Here is a 17,785-nt window from a genome sequence, read left to right as displayed (position 1 = left end):
TCAGGCCGGCTCACTCTCCCACTGCGCGCGGGCTTCGATCACGGCCATGTGCTCGGGGCCGAACCACTCCTCGATCTCCTCACGCGGAGGATCCGGACTCCTCCACCCGGCACCCATCACCGGCGGCGCCTGGCTGCGCTGCAGGGTGCCGGTCGGTGCTCTGGTCACGGTCACTCGATCCGCGGAACCTCGACCGGTCACGGACACTGACCACCCAGGGTCCTCTTTGACCAGGTTGCACCGAGCGCAGAGACCGCTGCCAGTGTGGAAACCCGTGGAGCCACCAGCGGAGTGTGCTGTCACATGGTCGTCATGCCGAACGGGTGCATCGCACCACGGGGTGGCGCAGACGTCATCGCGCAGGCGAATCATGGTCCGAAGCCCCTTCGGGAAGTGCCGTGCCCTGCTCTCCATCGCCACGAGGTCCCGCCCGCTCGGCGTCGTGAAGAGCCGTCTCACCCGAGCATCGACCGCGGGATCGGCGAGGAGGGCTCGGACCTGCCCTGCCGGCAGGTGCCCGTGCCCGGCAACACGGACCGGCTCGTCGACCGATCGCCGCCCGTCCCCCAGCCCGGTCAGGGAACGATCCGTCATCACGAGGTTGATCGTGAGCGGCTGGGGCTCATCGACAGCGCGACCGGACAACCGACGCAGCGCCAGGTCGGCCATCACGGCGCCCCGACCTCGACCATCCGCGCTCTCGGCCTCGTCGGCACCGGAGCAGACCCGGTCCGTGTCGCGCGTGAGGGCGGCATACGCACCGACGACCTCGACCATGGGACCCTGCACCGTCAAATAGGCCTGTCCATCCGGCGCCGGCCGCACGCAGACCCCTCGTCCGGCTGCGGCCCTGGCGTTGCGGGCCACCACCGCCGCCGCGTCGAGCTCTGCCGCGAGCCTGCGGCAGGCACCGGCGATCTGTCGCGGGGTCATGGTCTCGAGGGCGATCTGGCCGGGCTCGACCAGGCCGTCGGTGGAGTCCGGGCCGGCGAGGCGCTCGTCGATCTCCTCACGCAACTCACTGGGCAGTCCACTGGTCGCGGACACCATCACGGACGCTGCATACTCCCCAATCCGGCCCTCTTCGAGCGCACGCATCGTGTGGGGCATCTGGTCGGTGAGCACCACGGCCATCCGACCGAAGGCATCCCCACGTGACGGGGACGTGCGCAGCGCGAGACCGACCTGTGAGCCGACGGATCGGCCAGCGGTCTCGGGGCGACCACCGCGCTGCACGTGCTCGACCCGCTGTGCCGCGTCGAACTCCGCCACTGCGCGCGCCTGCGCCGCCGCCATCGTGCCCTTGGCGGCTTCGATCTGACCGGCGAGAGCGAGTTGCTCCTCGGGCGTGAGAGCCAGCATGTCGACACGTCTCAACCACCCCATGAAGAACGCCACTCCGGCGACAGGGTCCGCCGCCGGGAGGAGGTCTCGAAGCTCGATGGTCATGCCTTGATCGTACATCTGTTCGATTCCCCTCGCAACCCTTGCGCGACCATTTCCATTCTGCCCCAATGCATTTCACGATGAGGGCAGCATTGAAGGGGGCGCTCACAGCCCCGGCGCTCCCAACCCTAGGAATGCACACCGACAGCTTGGTCAGCGTCAGTGCGGCAGCGGGTTCATCCGTTGCCAGTAGGAGCAGTCGATCCGCTTCCCGAACTTGTGCCCCAACTCCCGCATCGTCCCCACATGAGTGAAGCCCAGGGACCGATGCAGTGCCTCACTCGCGTCGTTCGGCAGGGCGACGACGCCGACCAGGCTGTGCACACCGGCCTCATCCAGGGCCGCGATCAACGGCTTGTAGAGGGGGCGCGGACGAAAGGGCGCCCGAGGCGGCATACCCCACGAGGATGATCATTGAATCAGCCTCTCCTGCAACGCTTTCAACGTCTCCCCCAGCGGTGCATCGAGGTGGTGGGCGAGCAGGTCTTCGGCTCGCGTGGGGCCGCGGGTGATCGCCAGGCAAGGTATGCCGCGCGCGGCCGCTCGTCGCACGAACCGGAAGCCGCTCATCACCTGCAGCGACGAGCCGAGGACCAGCAGCGCAGGTGCCGCATCGGTCAGCGCGAAGCAGTGATCGACGCGCTCCTTGGGGACCGAGCCGCCAAAGAAGACGACGTCTGGCTTGACCTTGTCGGAGTCGCAGCGGGGGCAGGTCGGCTGGACGAAGTCGGCGACCAGGTCATCGGCCAGGACGATGTCGCCGTCGGGGCGGATCTGGCTGCTCACCCGCGAGCCATCGGATGCGGCGCCCGTGGCGAGCTCGGCGAAGCCCGGGTTGGCGTCCGTCATCAGGGCCTGAAGGAACTCGCGGTCATGCACCGCACCACAATCAAGGCAGATGGCATCGCCGAGACTGCCATGCAACTCGGTCACCTCACGGGCGCCTGCGCGCTGGTGCAACCCGTCGACGTTCTGCGTGATGATCGCGCCGAGATGACCCGAGCGCTGGAGCGCGGCGACGCCGCGATGCCCGTCGTTGGGTTCGGCGCCATTGAACCGTGCCCACCCAATGTAGCTGCGAGCCCAATACCGCTGCCGCGCACCGCTGCTGCCGACGAACTCGCTGTGCTCCATCGGAGTCACCCGCCGCTTGCCGTCCGGCCCTCGGTAGTCCGGTATGCCGCTCTCGGTGCTGATTCCCGCGCCCGTCAGCACGAGCGCGCCGGGCTTCCGGAGCAGCACGTCAGCAATGGTGTCGACATCGGCGAACGGCCGGCTCGATACAGCCAAAGCAAAGGTCATGCGAGAGGTCACCTGACCAAGTATGGGGGTGCACGGCATACCTCCCTCCATTTGTGACAACACACGGACGCTGGTCATTCATAACGTTCAGTTATACTCTTGTCTCATGATCGACACCGCCGGACTGCGCGTCATGCGGGCGATCGCCGACGAAGGCAGTTTCACGGCGGCCGCCCACAAACTCGGCTTCAGCCAGCCCGCCATCTCCCAGATGGTGCGCCGCCTCGAGGAACGCGCGGGCACGGTGCTCGTCGAGCGTATCGGCCGCACGGTCCGTCTGACCGAAGCCGGCGAGGTGCTCGCGCGGCACGCCTCCCCCGTGCTCGCCGCCCTCGATGCCGCCGAGCAGGAGGTCGCCGCGATCGCTGGACTGCGCTCTGGTCGGGTGCGGCTGATGGCCTTCCCGTCGGCGTCGGCAACTCTGGTGCCGAAGGCGCTGTCGCACGTCAAGCGTGAGTACCCCGACGTCTCGATCACCTTCACCGAGGCGGAGCCGCCCGAGTCGTTGTCGGCCCTGCGCGCCGGCACCTGCGACATCGCTGTCGCCTTCACCTATGAGGGTGTCGACCTGGGCCGCGGCGAGGAGGACGTCGATGGTTTCGAGGTGACGCCCCTCATCGACGACGAGGTGCGCCTCGTCGTCCCCGCTGACCACCCGCTCGCCAGGTCGAAGTCCAAGGTCGCCGACCTGTCGACGCTTGAGGACGAGACCTGGATCGCCGGTTGCCCCCGTTGTCGAGGCCATCTCCTGCAGGTATGCCGCGAGGCCGGGTTCGCACCGCACGTCGCCTTCGAGACCGAGGACTACGTCGCCGTCATGGGGCTGATCGCCGAGGGGTTGGGGATCGCGCTCGTGCCCGACCTGATCCTGCGCACGGTGCAGCACGAGGACGTCGTGGCACTGTCGATCAATCCACCATCGCTGCGGCGCATCGAGGCCGTGACGACGCCGGACCTCTCGCGGGTGCCGGCCGTGAAGGCCACCTTGGATGCCCTGTTGCTGAGCGCCGCGGCGCAACCAAAGCCCGTGCGTTCGCGGGCGCGGGCGACGACGGCGGCACGCTGACTCATCCCTTGGTCACCACGCTGACTCAGCGCATGGTCACCACCGCCTCGCCCGAATCGGTGTCGACCACGGCGATGTCACCGCGGAGGTCGGTGCGGTAGACGGCATACCCGAGGCGGCGCAGGAGTGAGAGCTGGGTCGCGGACGGGTGGCCGTAATCGTTGTCGGCGCCGACGCTCACGATGCCGACCGGGGCCCGAATGGCCTCCATCAGCGCGGGACTGATATTGGCGCTGCCGTGGTGGGGGGTCTTGACGACATCGAATGACCTTGCCGCAGAGGCAAACTCGGGGCGCCGTCTGAGTTCGGACAAGATCGCCGCACCGGCTTCGCGCTCGATGTCACCGAGCAACAGTGCGTCGACCTCGCCGGTCCTGACGGCGAGGACGACGGACGAGTTGTTGGGGACAGAACCGGCGTCGATCCGTCGAGCCGGCCACCAGACCGAGGCGGTCAGTGCGCCGGCGGTGAATCGGTCACCGATGCGCAGTGGTGTCGCCTTCAGGCCTCGCCGTTGCGCCCACGTCCGGACCTCACGTGCGGTCGGCTCGTCGTCGTCGACCGCGGTGACGAGGAGCGCCTTGACCTGGCGACCACGCGACACCCCGTCGATGCCGCCCACGTGGTCGGCGTGGAAGTGGGTCAGCACCACGGCGTCGACGACGTCGACACCGAGCCGGTCGAGGCAACCGTCGATCAGTGCCGGATCGGGACCGACGTCGACCACGACGGCTGACGCCGGGCCGGAGCGAAGGACGATGCCGTCACCCTGCCCGACGTCGCACGCAACCATCCGCCAGCGCGTGGGTGGCCAGGTGAACGTGCGGGTCGGCACGAGGAGGGTGATGAAGAGGGCCACGACCAGCAGGGTCACGATGGGGTGGGCAAGCGCCACGAGAAGCAGCGACCGGCCCACGAGAAGGGTCAACACCGTGCTCACGGCGAGGAGCCCCGCACCTGGCGCTCCATCGGGCCATGGCACCGATCCGCCCGGCACGACGGCGAGTGCCCGGGCGACGCGAGCCACCCCCAGCGTGGGTAGGGCAGGTAGCCACGCCAGCCAGCCACCGAGCGTGGGTGACAGCACGGCAACACCGGCGCAGGCCACGCCACCGATCGTCGCCATGGGGATGAGGGGCGCGGCGAGCAGGTTCGCGAGCACGCCGACGATGGGCACGGACCCCTGGAGCAGGACGATGACCGGCCCGCACACGACCTGCGCGGCCAGGGGCACGGCGACGGCGGGACCCAGCAGGCGCAGCCGTGGGTGGACCTTGGCGAAGTGAGGTGCCAGGTGGTCCCCCCACGGTCCGGCGAGGAGGAGCAGCCCGAGAGTGGCCAAGGTGGAGAGGACGAAGCCGTAACTGCGGGCCAGCCACGGGTCAACGGTGAGCACGGTCAGGATGGCGCCGCCCAGAAGGGGCGGGCCGATCGAACGACGGTGTCGGCTGATACCGAGCAGCCCGATCGCGCCCATCGCCGAGGCTCGCAGGACGCTCGGCTCGGGGCGCGCCAGCACGACGAAACCGGCCAAGGCGAGCATGGCGAGCCAAGGTCGCAGCCGCCGCGGCACGCCGACGAGGGTGCAGCCGCCGAACACCAGCCCGATGACGACCGCCACGTTGCTGCCACTGACGGCGGTCAGGTGGGTCATTCCGGTGGCGCGCATCGCCTCGTCGAGGTCTGGTGGGAGGGCGCTGGTGTCCCCGATGACGAGTCCGGGAAGCAGCCCGCGAGCATCCTCAGGAAGGTCACGCACGCTGGCCGTCAGCGCGGTGCGCAGCACCTGGGCGGCGCGGGCGACTGCCGGCGCAGGGCGGACCTCGCGGATCGATCCGCTGATCCGGAGCCGACCGATCTCTGGACCGGCGTCTCGCGGCGGAGAGAGTCGGCCAGCGACGGTCACCGTCGACGACCACCGCACCTGGAGGAGTTCCTGGTCGCCGACCAATTGCAGGCGGGCGGCTGCGGGGCCCGTCTCACCTCGGCCGGTGATCGTGCTGACCGCGACGACGACGATCACCTGTTCCTCCCCGAAGCGACCGACCAGCCGACGTGGCTCGGTCTCGACCCGGCCCGTGACAGTCACCGCTGCTCGCTCGGCCACGAGTTGCTGCACATCGCCGCGCGCGGCCCGCAGATCATTCGCAGTCGCCGCGAACTGGAGGACAAGCACGGAGGCGAAGGACAGGAGAAGTAGGCCAGACCACCGCCCCTCGGTCACCGCATGGCGGCCCAGGCGGCCGCGTCGGCGGAGTCTTCGCCGGTGCGTCGCCGCGCCCACGACGGCCAGGACTGCGAGGACCAGACCGGCGACGAGCAGTCCACGATGGGTCACGGTCCACGACAGCGTGATGGCGAGAGCGGCCCAAGCGATCACCGCCGCGAGCAGCAGTCGGAGGTCGGTGGCTCGCTCGGTCACAACGTCACTCGCGGGCGGAGTTGGCTCATCAACTTGTCGCCGATGCCGGAGACCTCACCCAGCTCATCGACCGAGGTAAACCTCCCGTGCTCGCTGCGCCAGTCCAGAATCCGCTGCGCCAGCACCGGGCCCACCCCCGGCAGGCCATCCAGGGTGGCCAGATCGGCCGAGTTGAGCGACACCAAGGCGCCCACACCACCGCCCGCGCCTCCCGCCGCACCGGGTCCGGCCGCACCGGGTGCCGCCGCGATGACCTCATCTGGTCGCGGTACCCGGATCTGCTCGCCGTCGATGACCAGACGAGCCTGATTGAGCAGAGAGACATCCGCCTCAGGTGTCGCACCACCGGCCGCCGTGATCGCATCAGCAACGCGAGACCCGGCCGGCAGGCTCACCAGGCCGGGTCGCCCGACCTGGCCGACCACATCCACGACCACGATCCCCGTGGCCCCCGCACTTGCGGTGCCCGGACCCGCGCTCGAGGGCGATCCTGCCGCCGCTGCCGTCGAAGGGCTGCCCCGTGCGGCCGGATCGAGGTCCACGCCAGGGCTCGAGCCCGGCGCACGAACCGGGGTCGTCGTGTCATGCACGGATGCCCACGCGAGCCGAACGCCGAGGACAGCGACGATTCCGGCGATGACCAGGGCCACGCCGACGGCGGCACGCATGGACGGCAACCATGAGGCCCCCCGCAGACGGCCGGGCACCTCCACACGCACACGAGCCCTCGCGGGGCCGGTCGAGTCCTGGGCGTGAACCTCCGCCGTCCCCACTGCGTCGGCGATCGCGACACCGGGCGCCCGACGCCGGACGCCAACGTCGGCGGCAGGCTCACCGCCGCTGGGGTGATCCGCCCGCAACCGGGCCCAGACCCGGTCGGACACAGAGGAATCGGGACGTCCGCGCATGGCTCGACGCTAGGAAAGCCGCTGCGCCTTCACCACGCCCGTGAAGGCGGCCTGTGGACGACACACCCGCCGGGTCAGGGCCTGTGGACGGCCCGCCGTCGTCGTTCGAGGCCGATGAGGATGTTGCGCTTGTGCCGGGCCAGCACCAGCAGGGCCAGGATCACGACGACCCACCCCACACCGGTCGCGCCCAACCGTGCCACGTCGACCACGCCCAGCCCCTGCAGCACACCGACGACCACGAGCACCAGGCAGGTGACGACCGAGGCCTCACCCACCCTCTTGAGAGTGGCCAGGCCGAGCCCGAAGACCACCAGCGCGATGAGGGCGATCCACGGCGAGACGGCGAGCAGGACACCGAGCGTCGTGGCGACTCCCTTGCCGCCCCGCCACTTCAGCAGGGGACTGAACATGTGCCCCAGCACCACCGCCAGGCCACAGACCGCCGACGCTGTCACCCCCATGAACCCGGCGAGGAACCAGCAGGGCACGAATCCCTTGAGCACGTCGAGGACGCCGACGAGGACACCCCACTTGACGCCCAGGATCCGGCCCGCGTTCGTCGCGCCGGGGTTCCCCGAGCCGCTGCCGCGCACGTCCTTCCCGAACAGCGAGGCCAGGAGCGTCGCCGGCGAGATCGAGCCGATGAGGAAGCAGACGACGAGCGCGAGCAGGCCGACCGCGGCCAGCACGGCGATGAAGCCGGGGCCGAAGTCGATCGCGCCGGCGGTCACCGGGGTGACACCACTGTCGCCAGCGTCCCCGGACCCACATGGGCACCGACGACCGCTCCGAGTTCGAGGACCCGCACCTGCCCCGCGTCGCCCACTCGTGTCTGGAGCCGCTCTGCCAACGCGTTCGCCCGGTCCGGCGAATCCAGGTGGTGCACGGCCACGTCGACTCCGCCACCGGAGGCCAAGGCATCGGCGATCCGCTCCCCCGCGCGTTCCTCCAGGCGGCCGATCGCGCGGCTCGCCGTGCGCACCCGCTCCAGCGGGACGATCACCCCATCGCGCAACGCGAGGATCGGCTTGATCGCCAACGCCGACCCCATCAGGGCTGAGGCCTTCCCGATCCGGCCCCCACGTCGCAAGTACTCCAAGGTGTCCACGTAGAACGCGACATCGGCCGCGGCACAACGCTTTCGGACATGATCAGCAACCTCCTCGACCGAAGCGCCGGTGGCAGCCAGCGCGAGACCGGACTCCACGGCATACCCCATGACCATGCCGAGGGATCGGGAGTCGACGACGGTGACCGGAATGGGTGACTCCCCCGCGGCCAACTCCGCCCCGCCGATGGTCGCGGAGAGATCCGACGAGATGTGCACCGACACCACGGCATCGGCGCCGGCTTCCGCAGCCCGCCGATAGGCCGCGAGGAACGCGCCGGGAGCAGGGCGCGAGGTCGTCACCGGGGTGAACGTGCGCAGAGCCTTGGCGACGTCCTCGGGCATGATGTCGACGCCCTCGGAGAACTCCTTCCCGCCCACCACGACGTGCAGGGGCACGATCGCGACCTGCTCGCGCAGGTCCGCGGGGAGGTAGGCAGTGGAGTCGGTGACGAGGGCGACGGGCACGAGGTGAAGGCTAGCCGGACCTCACCACGGAAGGGTGACACTGAGGTCGCGTGGGTCCTCGACCGGCACCCAGCCCTCCCCCTCGACCACGTGGTATGCCGCGCGCGGCCCCCGGGTGGCCAGGCTCTCGACCGCGTTGAGCAGACGCTCGATGTGCTCGTCCGTGTTCGCGAGGCCGGCACTCACCCGGACGGCGCTGCGCGCCTCGACACCGGCATCCTCGAGGAGCGCGTCGACGAGCAGGTGGGCGCAGAACTTGCCGTCACGCACCGCGATCGCGTGCTCGGCGGAGAGTGCCGCGGAGACCAGACCAGGCTCGAGACCGTCGATGACGAAGCTCACGACCGGCGCGCGGTCGTGGTCCTCGCCGAAGATCGAGAACGTCTCGACCCCGTCGATGGCGCGCAGGCCCTCCACCAGGCGCTCGGTGAGGTCCTCCTCGCGGTGGGTCACGAGCCGGCGGTGCTCACGCAGGGTGGCGCAGGCGGCGGCCAACGCAATGGCGCCGAGGACATTGGGGCTGCCGGCCTCGTGACGGGCCGGTCCGGTCTGCCACGTCGTGCCCTGTGTCGTGACGGTAGCGGTGGCACCCCCGCCGCTGAGGTAGGGCGCCGCCTTGTCGAGCCAGTCGCGACGACCAGCGAGGACACCAGCGCCATAGGGCGCGTAGAGCTTGTGGCCGGAAAAGGCGATCCAGTCGACGTCGAGGGCCGCGAGATCGAGGGGAGCATGCGGGGCGAGCTGGGCGGCGTCGAGGGCGATCCGGGCGCCGGCACGGCGGGCGATGGGGACGAGGCGATCGAGCGGCCAGTACTCGCCGGTGACATTGGAGGCACCGTTGAGGATGACGAGGCGGGGGCCGCGCAGATGCGCGGTCTCCTTCAAGCCGGTCCGGAGCAGCGCCTCGGCATCCGCAACGGAGGCCGGGACCGGCAGGCGGACCGTGTTTCGCGCCGGCCACGGGAGCAGCGTCGCGTGGTGCTCGGTCTCGAAGACGATGACGGTGGTGTCGCGCGGCAGCGCGCGGGCCAGGAGGTTGAAGGAGTCGGTCGTATTGCGGGTGAAGATGACCTCGTCGTCCTCCCGCGCGCCGACGAAGGTGGCGACCTCGGCGCGGGCTGCTTCATAGAGGGCGCTGCTGACACGCGAGTTCCAGCCCTTGCCGCGGTGCACGCTGCTGTAGGTCGTGCTCGCGCGCTCCACGGCGTCCGCGACGGCCAGAAGTGCGGGGGTGGAGGCGCCGTGGTCGAAGTTCGCGACATCGAGCCACTCACCAAGGAGGGTGGGCACGCGCTGCTCGGAGCCGACGACCGGCAAGACGGTGCTGGAGTGGCGCAGGTGGATGACTGGTGCGGTGGACATGTGCTGCTCCCGACGGGTGTGGACCCTCGGGGATGAGCCTCGAGTCCGCGCTTGCCGACGGCGGTTTCGCCGACGACCAGGTCGTCACCCGGAGCACCCCACCGCGGAGGAGGGTTGCTGACCAGCGAGCCGGGGCTTGTCGCTGGCACTCATGACCTACGGGAGAGAACTTAGCAGGCTCGGGCAAGCCCGCGGCATACCGTTGGGAGCGGCGTCCACGAGGTGGACACCTCCGTCGATCCTTGGGGGCCGGTTGTGCCGTGCCGGGTCCCGCCGAGAAGGTTCAGGCAGGGACGATGTTGACCAGTTTGGGAGCGCGGACGATCACGGTGCGAATCCCGCCCGAGATCGCCTCCTGCACCTTCGGGCTGGCCAGGGCGAGCTCGCGCAGGGCGTCCTCGGTGATGTCGGAGGGCACCTCGAGGCGGTCACGCACCTTGCCCTTGATCTGGACGACGCAGGTGACCGTGTCATCGACGAGCAGGCTCGGGTCGGCGACAGGGAAGTCCTCGAAGGCGAGCGAGCCGTCGTGGCCCAAGCGGCTCCACAACTCCTCGCAGATGTGCGGCGCGAGCGGGCTGGTCATCAGCACCAACTGCTCGACGACGGCACGGGGTGCGCCGCCCTCGACCTTGGTCACCGCGTTGTTGAGCTCGGTCAGGCGCGCGATGGCGGTGTTGAAGCCCAGGGTCGCGTAGTCGTCGCGGACGGCCGCGATCGTCTTGTGCAAGGTCCGCACCAACTCGTCGGACGGCGCACAGTCGGTCACCCGCACGGCGCCGGTCTCCTCGTCGATCACGTTGCGCCACAGGCGTTGCAGGAACCTGTGGGAGCCCACGACGGCCCGCGTCTCCCACGGCTTGGACTGCTCGAGCGGTCCCATGCCCATCTCGTAGAGGCGCAGGGTGTCGGCGCCGTACTGCTCGTACATGTCGTCTGGGCTGATCATGTTCTTCAGCGACTTGCCGACCTTGCCGAACTCCCGGTTGACCGGCTCGCCTTGCCAGGTGAAGACAGACGCCCCGTCGTCGCCGACCGACTCGACGACCTCGCTCGCCTCGACATACTGCCCCCGCGCGTCGGTGTAGGCCGGCGCCTGGATGTAGCCCTGCGAGAAGTACTTCCGGAAAGGTTCATCCGAGCTCAGGTGTCCCAGGTCATGCAGCACCTTGTGCCAGAAGCGGGCATAGAGCAGGTGCAGCACCGCGTGCTCCACTCCACCGATGTAGAGGTCGACGCCACCGGGGTCAACGGTGCCCTCCGGGGCTCCGGCGACAGCGCTCTCCCGCGGGCCGATCCAGTACTCCTCGTTGGCCGGGTCCACCATCGCGTCGTGGTTGGCGGGGTCGAGGTAGCGCAGGTAGTACCAGCACGAGCCGGCCCAGTTGGGCATCGTGTTCGTCTCGCGCGTGAAGCGGCGCAGGCCGCGTCCGTCGCCGAGGTCGAGCTCGACGTTGACCCACTCGGTCGCCCGCGCCAGCGGTGCTTCGGGCTCGGAGCTGTTGTCCTCGGGGTCGAAGAGCCGCGGGCTGTAGTCCGGCACGTCCGGCAGCTCCAGCGGCAGCATCGACTCGGGCAGGGCATGCGCGACGCCCTGGGCATCGAAGACGATCGGGAACGGCTCGCCCCAGTACCGCTGCCGGGAGAACAGCCAGTCGCGCAGCCTGTAGCTGATCGTCCCCTCGCCCCAGTGGTGCTCCTCGAGCCAGGTGATCATCGCGGCCTTGGCGTCGGCGACACCGAGGCCGTCGAGGTCGAGGGTGGCGTTCTGGGAGTTGATCGCCGGGCCGTCACCGGTGAACGCGGTGTCGCGGTCGTGCTCGGCCGGCGGCTCCACGGTGCGGACGATGGGCAGGTCGAAGCGGGTGGCGAAGTCCCAGTCCCGCTCGTCCTGGGCCGGCACGGCCATGATCGCCCCGGTGCCGTAGCCCATGAGGACGTAGTCGGCGACGAAGACGGGCACCTTCCTGCCGTTGACCGGGTTGACCGCCCACCCCCCGGTGAAGACGCCGGTCTTCTCCTTGGTGTCGGCCTGCCGCTCCAGGTCGGTCCGGCGAGAGGCCATCAGCCGGTATGCCGCGACCGCCTCGGCCGGGGTCGCGGCGCCACCGGTCCAGGCCGGCTTGGTCCCCTCGGGCCAGTCACCGGCGGGCACCAGCGAGTCGAGCAGGGGGTGCTCCGGGGAGAGCACCATGAAGGTGGCACCGAAGAGGGTGTCGGGGCGCGTGGTGAAGACCTCGATGGCGGGATCGTTCGGGGTGTGGCTCGCCCCATCCTCCGCGATCGGGAAGCGGACCTTGGCGCCGTTGCTGCGCCCGATCCAGTTGCGCTGCATGATCTTGACCTTCTCGGGCCAGTCCACGCGGTCGAGGTCGTCGGCCAGCCGGTCGGCATACGCGGTGATGCGCATCATCCACTGGCGCAGGTCCTTCTTGAAGACCGGGAAGTTCCCGCGCTCGGAGCGGCCTTCGCTGGTGACCTCCTCGTTGGCGAGCACCGTGCCCAGCCCGGGCGCCCAGTTGACCGGGGCGTGCGAGGTGTAGGCGAGGCGGTAGTCGTCGAGCAGGTCCGCCTGCTGGTGGTCCGACAGGTCGGCCCAGCGCGCCCCGCCGGGGACCTCACGGTGGCCAGCGGAGAACTCGTCGACGAGCTCACCGATCGGGCGCGCCCGGCCGCGGCCACCGTCAGGACGCACCGCCTCGGTGTCATACCAGGAGTTGAAGATCTGCAGGAAGATCCACTGGGTCCACTTGTAGTAGTCCGGGTCGATCGTCTGGATCGAGCGTCGGTCGTCGTGGCTCATCCCGAGCCGGCGCAGCTGACGCGCCATGACGACGATGTTGTCCTCGGTCGTCTTGCGCGGGTGCTGACCGGTCTGCACCGCATACTGCTCGGCCGGCAGCCCGAAGGCGTCATAGCCCAGGCAGTAGAGCACGTTCTTGCCGAGCATCCGGTTGTAGCGGGAGAACACGTCGGTCGCGATGTAGCCGAGCGGGTGCCCGATGTGCAGGCCCTTGCCGCTGGGGTAGGGGAACATGTCGAGGACCAGCAGGCTGCCGTTCGGGTATGGCGCGACCGCCTCCGGGTCGGCCCACGGGCCGGCCGGGTTCGGGGCCCGGAAGGTACCTTCCTCGAGCCACCGGTCCTGCCAGGCGACCTCGATCTGGTCGGCCAGCTCGGCGGTGTAGCGGTGCGGGGTCTCGGTGCTCATCTCGTCCTCGTCGTGCTGTCATGAAAGCGCTTCCGTGAGGATATCGTCCGCACGATCACAGCCACCGACACGCCCACGACGCACCCCGCCCCGTCAGGTGGCCAGCACCCCGAGCACGCCGACGACAAGGACCGCCTGCGCCACCAGGTAGAGCACCATGATCGCCAGCCGCGCCCAGGACTGGGGCGCCACGAACTTGTCGTGGCCCAGGACGAGATCGCTGAGCAGGAAGGTCGACGCTCCGAGCGCGATCACCCACGACCCGGTCATCCACGCCAGCACGGTCATCGCCCCGATCACACCGATGTAGACGGCAACCGGCGCGCCCATGGCCGTCCCACCGAGACGCTGGGCACCACGCACCACACCCCATCCGAGCGGGAGGGTGACGGCCAGAAGCAGGGCCGCACCCACGGCCCACGACGGACGCTCCAGTCCGAGGAGAAGGAAGACCACGGCATACCCGACATGGCCGACGAGAAAGGACGTCAAGCCGGCACGGAAGCGCGCATCGGACTCGCCCAGCAACATGACGTCGCCGAGGGTGCAGAAGGCCAGCGCCACGACGAGCATGACGCCGGCTGCGCTCCCGAGCGCGCCGGAGGCGATCGCGACCCCGACGAGGGCCAGCATGGCCGCGGGCTTGACGACCGCCTCGAGCCGGCGGTTCGGGCGCACCATGCACCACCAGTCGAGGATGGCGCACGTCGCGAACGCCACCCAGAGGGACACCAGCATCAGGTCAACTCCAGGTGGCCATCATCGAATCGGTTGCTGGACATGGTGATCCGGTCGATCAGGTAGTTCTGCCGCACCGACCACGGTCGCGTCGCGCCCTGCTTCGGCAGGATCCCTGCGGCGCGTTGCACATAGCCGGACGTGAGGTCGACCGCGGGTCGCCCCGCCTCCTCCACGGTATGCCGTGGGGTCACCGTCGTCTGTCCGGCGCGCTGCATGGAGGACAGCAGGCGACAGATCCAGCGCGCGGCGAGGTCGGCGCGCAGGGTCCAACTGTTGTTGGTGTAGCCGACGACCCAGGCCAGGTTGGGGACATCGGAGAACATCAGCCCGCGATAGACGAACCGCTCGTGCAGGTCGACCACCTGACCATCGACGTCGAGGGCGATCTTGCCGGCAACGACGAGCCTGAGGCCGGTCGCGGTGACGACGATGTCGGCGTCGAGGTCACGCCCGGACGCCGTCCGGATCCCGTCGGGGGTGAAAGTGTCGATCGTGTCGGTCACCACCTCGGCCCGCCCGGAGCTGATCGCCTCGAAGAAGTCGCCATCGGGCACGAGGCACAAGCGCTGGTCCCACGGGTCGTAGGACGGGGCGAAGTGTTGGCCCACGGCATACGCGTCGGGCAGCAGTCGGGCGACACCCTTGGTGAGGAGCGCGCGAGAGCCGCGCGGGAAGCGTCGCATCAGCATGTAGCTCGCCGTCGTGACGGCGATGTTCTTCGAGCGGAGCACACGGTGCGCGACCTGGTCGGGCAGCACTCGGAAGGCCGTGCGGGCCAACGCGTCGGTGCCGGGCCGGCTCGCGAGATAGCTCGGACTGCGTTGGAGCATGACGACCTGGGCGCCGGCGCCCGCGAGCGCGGGGACGATCGTGACGGCCGTGGCGCCGGACCCGATGACGACAACACGCCGTCCGGCCACCTCGAGGTCCGCGGGCCAGAACTGCGGATGGACGATCGCCCCCGAGAATGCCTCCTGCCCGGGGAAGTCCACGACGTGACCGCTGTCGTAGTCGTAGTAGCCGGTCGCGAGGTGCAAAAACCTGCACGTGTGCCCAACCTCGCCCTCGGAGGTCTCGACGCGCACCGTCCACCGGGCAGTGATGCTCGACCACGAGGCGCCGACGACCCGCTGGTCGAACCTCACCCGCTCGGCGATTCCGAACTCGGTCGCCGTCTCACGGATGTAGTCGCGGATGGCACCGCCCTCGCTGATCGCGGCCTCGCACGTCCACGGGCGAAAGGGAAAGGACAGGGTGTACATGTCCGAGTCCGAGCGGACTCCCGGGTAGCGAAAGAGATCCCAGGTCCCGCCGATCGCGTCCCGCGCCTCGAGGATCGCGAAGGTGTGGTCCGGCAGGGCGCGGGTGAGGCGGCACGCCATGTCGATCCCGGACAGGCCGGCGCCGACGATGAGGACGTCGACGTCGAGCGATTCCACGCGCCCACCTTACGATCGACGTCATGAGCAGCCTCAGCGACTTCCACGCCGCCACCCTCACCGGCACCGACCAGGACCTCTCGGCCTATGCCGGGGACGTCGTCCTTGTCGTCAACACGGCGAGCAAGTGCGGTTTCACCCCGCAGTACGCCGGGTTGGAGGAGTTGTATGCCGCGCACAAGGACGAGGGTTTCGTCGTGCTCGGCTTCCCCTGCAACCAGTTCGGCGCGCAGGAGCCAGGGACCGAGGACGAGATCGGCGAGTTCTGCCAACTCAACTACGGCGTGAGCTTCCCGATGTTCGCCAAGATCGATGTCAACGGGGAAGACACGCACCCGCTCTACCGGTGGCTCAAGACCGAGAAGTCCGGCCTGCTCGGCGGCCGGATCAAATGGAACTTCACCAAGTTCCTCGTCGGTCGGGACGGCCAGGTCATCGAGCGTTTCGCGCCGACGACGACCCCTGCGGACCTCGAGAAGGACGTCGTGGCCGCGCTCGCCGCGCCGCGTCCCTGAGTCCTCGTGCCCAACTGGTTCTTCCTGCTCGTCCCGGTCGCCGTCCTGCTCGGCGCCCTGGGCTTCCTCACCCATCGGTTGATCCACGCGCCCCGCTGGCGCAGCGCCCGAGCACGTCTGGCGGCGCTGGTGGGCATGGTCGTGCTCACCGGCCTGTCCTTCCTCCAGTTCGGCGCGGGTCCGACGTTCCTCTCCCCCGCCCAGGCGCGGCCGCTGGTGTGGATCGGCGCGACCTGGTTGGCGACGGCGCTCTACCTCTTGCTGGGCGCTCTGGTGATGGCGGTTCTTTCTCTCGTTCTCGGATGGGGCAACCGCGAACGCAAGACCCGCGTCAACCGGATCGGAGCGGCGCTGGTGGTGGTTGCGGCACTGGCGACCACGGCATACGGGGTGGTGAAGGCGGCCGACCCCACGGTGACGCCGATGACCTTCCGCTCGCCGGGCCTGCCGGCGGCCTTCGACGGCACGAAGGTCGCGTTGATCACCGACATCCACGCCGGGGCGGTGCGATCGGCCGCGACCGTGCAACGGATCGTCGACCGGACCAATGCCGCAGAACCCGACCTCGTCCTGATCGCGGGTGACCTCATCGATGGCCCCGTCGACCGGTATGCCGCCGAGCTCGCCCCCCTGCGCGGCCTCCGGGCGTCGCTGGGCGTCTACGCGGTGACGGGCAACCACGAGATGTACTCCGGGACGATCTCCGGCTGGGAGGACGACTGGAAGACCTTGGGCATCCAGGTCGTGAGCAATGCCGTGACCACCGTGACCTCGGGCGGCGACAGCATGGCGATCGGCGGCGTGCACGACTGGTCGGGGACGGGTGAGTTCGCACCGGACTACGACGCAGCGGTCGAGGGGGTCGCGGCGAGCACCTTCCAGATCGTGCTGGCGCACCAGCCGCGGGCTGCGTCACGACTCGCGGGTCGCGGGGTCGACCTGCAGGTGAGTGGTCACACTCACGGCGGGCAGTTGTGGCCTTTCAGGGCGCTCGTGCTGCTCCAGCAGCCGATGGTCGACGGCCAGGCGGTCATCGACGGCGTGCCGGTCATCACCAGTCGCGGCGCCGGTGCGTGGGGTCCTTCGGTGCGTGTCGGCGCGGATCCGGAGATCCCGGTCATCACCATGACGAGGGGCTGAGGTTCGCGGCCTATCCTCACCGTGTGGAGCCTCGCACGGACGGATTGGTGGTCGGCGACGACGGACTCGCCCGACCGGGCTGGGCATCGGTCGACCCGATGCTGCGCGACTACTACGACACCGAGTGGGGCCTGCCGGTGCGCGACGAGCAGGGGCTCTTCGAGCGGCTGTCGCTGGAGGCCTTCCAGAGCGGGCTGTCCTGGGCGACCATCCTGCGCAAGCGGCCGGCCTTTCGAGCGGCCTTCGCGGACTTCTCGCCGGACGTCGTCGCGCGCTTCGACCACTCCGATGTGGAGCGACTGATGGGCGACGCGGGGATCGTGCGCAACCTGGCCAAGGTCAGGGCGACGATCACCAACGCCCGGGCCACGCTGGGGCTGCGGGAGGACGCCGACGGTGACCTCGCGGCATACGTGTGGAGTTTTCGACCCGAACGAACGCCGCAGCCGGCCACGATCGGTGAGGTGCCCACTCGTTCCCCGGAGTCCGAGGCACTGTTCAAGGGGCTCAAACGCAAGGGTTTCGTCTTCGTGGGGCCGACGACGATGTTTGCGCTGATGGAGGCCGTGGGGATCGTCGACACCCATCTGCTCGGCTCGCACCGGCGCGGGAGCAGTGGCGTCTGGGACAGCTCCACCCAAACGAAAAACGACC

Annotated in this window: 15 protein-coding genes and 1 riboswitch; of the genes, 4 read left to right on the top strand and 11 right to left on the bottom strand. The window is 69.5% G+C overall.

Annotation, left to right across the window (positions count from 1 at the left end):
• From BN10_RS10725 to BN10_RS10715, 3 genes are all read right to left on the bottom strand, one after another.
• Complete coding sequence (locus BN10_RS10725; protein WP_198014048.1) at positions 1 to 1,449, bottom strand: HNH endonuclease; 1,449 nt, start codon at positions 1,447 to 1,449, stop codon at positions 1 to 3.
• A 156-nt stretch (positions 1,450 to 1,605) separates the two neighbouring features.
• Positions 1,606 to 1,842: a GNAT family N-acetyltransferase gene (locus tag BN10_RS10720; protein ID WP_010851267.1), complete on the bottom strand. Its 237-nt coding sequence runs from the start codon at positions 1,840 to 1,842 to the stop codon at positions 1,606 to 1,608.
• Between the two features lie 15 nt (positions 1,843 to 1,857).
• Positions 1,858 to 2,760: a Sir2 family NAD-dependent protein deacetylase gene (locus tag BN10_RS10715; protein ID WP_233354305.1), complete on the bottom strand. Its 903-nt coding sequence runs from the start codon at positions 2,758 to 2,760 to the stop codon at positions 1,858 to 1,860.
• A 94-nt stretch (positions 2,761 to 2,854) separates the two neighbouring features.
• Between BN10_RS10715 and BN10_RS10710 the strand changes: the two genes are divergently transcribed.
• A complete protein-coding gene (locus BN10_RS10710) occupies positions 2,855 to 3,814 on the top strand; it encodes a LysR family transcriptional regulator (protein ID WP_010851265.1) in 960 nt (319 codons plus the stop codon).
• Between the two features lie 25 nt (positions 3,815 to 3,839).
• On the opposite strand, the gene BN10_RS10705 is transcribed toward BN10_RS10710, so the two are convergent.
• From BN10_RS10705 to BN10_RS10670, 8 genes are all read right to left on the bottom strand, one after another.
• Positions 3,840 to 6,236 carry a ComEC/Rec2 family competence protein gene (locus BN10_RS10705; protein ID WP_010851264.1) on the bottom strand — a complete coding sequence of 799 codons (2,397 nt, stop codon included), beginning with the start codon at positions 6,234 to 6,236 and terminating at the stop codon, positions 3,840 to 3,842.
• On the bottom strand, positions 6,233 to 6,904 hold the full coding sequence (locus BN10_RS10700; RefSeq protein WP_084311200.1) for a ComEA family DNA-binding protein: 672 nt from the start codon (positions 6,902 to 6,904) through the stop codon (positions 6,233 to 6,235). The genes BN10_RS10705 and BN10_RS10700 overlap by 4 nt, the downstream gene beginning before the upstream one ends.
• 314 nt (positions 6,905 to 7,218) lie before the next feature.
• Entirely contained in the window at positions 7,219 to 7,878 is a 660-nt protein-coding gene (locus BN10_RS10695) for a glycerol-3-phosphate acyltransferase (RefSeq protein WP_010851262.1), read from the bottom strand.
• Positions 7,875 to 8,723 carry a DegV family protein gene (locus BN10_RS10690; protein ID WP_010851261.1) on the bottom strand — a complete coding sequence of 283 codons (849 nt, stop codon included), beginning with the start codon at positions 8,721 to 8,723 and terminating at the stop codon, positions 7,875 to 7,877. Before BN10_RS10690 ends, BN10_RS10695 begins: the two co-directional genes overlap by 4 nt.
• A 21-nt stretch (positions 8,724 to 8,744) precedes the next feature.
• Complete coding sequence (locus BN10_RS10685) at positions 8,745 to 10,085, bottom strand: aminotransferase class V-fold PLP-dependent enzyme (protein WP_010851260.1); 1,341 nt, start codon at positions 10,083 to 10,085, stop codon at positions 8,745 to 8,747.
• Between the two features lie 42 nt (positions 10,086 to 10,127).
• A riboswitch (SAM riboswitch) is annotated at positions 10,128 to 10,242 on the bottom strand.
• Positions 10,243 to 10,368: 126 nt separating this feature from the next.
• Complete coding sequence (gene leuS, locus BN10_RS10680; protein WP_010851259.1) at positions 10,369 to 13,296, bottom strand: leucine--tRNA ligase; 2,928 nt, start codon at positions 13,294 to 13,296, stop codon at positions 10,369 to 10,371.
• 93 nt (positions 13,297 to 13,389) lie between these two features.
• Positions 13,390 to 14,034 (bottom strand): lysoplasmalogenase, encoded by a 645-nt coding sequence (locus BN10_RS10675; RefSeq protein WP_010851258.1) that lies wholly within the window; start codon positions 14,032 to 14,034, stop codon positions 13,390 to 13,392.
• Entirely contained in the window at positions 14,034 to 15,476 is a 1,443-nt protein-coding gene (locus BN10_RS10670; protein ID WP_010851257.1) for a flavin-containing monooxygenase, read from the bottom strand. Before BN10_RS10670 ends, BN10_RS10675 begins: the two co-directional genes overlap by 1 nt.
• A 23-nt stretch (positions 15,477 to 15,499) precedes the next feature.
• On the opposite strand from BN10_RS10670, the gene BN10_RS10665 reads away from it, so the two are divergent.
• From BN10_RS10665 to BN10_RS10655, 3 genes are all read left to right on the top strand, one after another.
• Positions 15,500 to 15,991 (top strand): glutathione peroxidase, encoded by a 492-nt coding sequence (locus tag BN10_RS10665; RefSeq protein ID WP_010851256.1) that lies wholly within the window; start codon positions 15,500 to 15,502, stop codon positions 15,989 to 15,991.
• A 6-nt stretch (positions 15,992 to 15,997) separates the two neighbouring features.
• Positions 15,998 to 17,131, top strand: a complete 1,134-nt coding sequence (locus BN10_RS10660) for a metallophosphoesterase (RefSeq protein WP_010851255.1) — start codon at positions 15,998 to 16,000, stop codon at positions 17,129 to 17,131.
• A gap of 98 nt (positions 17,132 to 17,229) precedes the next feature.
• Positions 17,230 to 17,785, top strand: a 556-nt coding sequence (locus BN10_RS10655) for a DNA-3-methyladenine glycosylase I (RefSeq protein WP_156917375.1), incomplete at its 3' end; no start/stop codon positions are given.

It is taken from the genome of Phycicoccus elongatus Lp2, from assembly GCF_000367525.1.
Classification (GTDB): Bacteria; Actinomycetota; Actinomycetes; order Actinomycetales; family Dermatophilaceae; genus Phycicoccus_A; species Phycicoccus_A elongatus.
The sequence above is the reverse complement of the archived record's forward strand: the minus strand, read 5'-3'. Positions and strand labels throughout refer to the sequence as shown.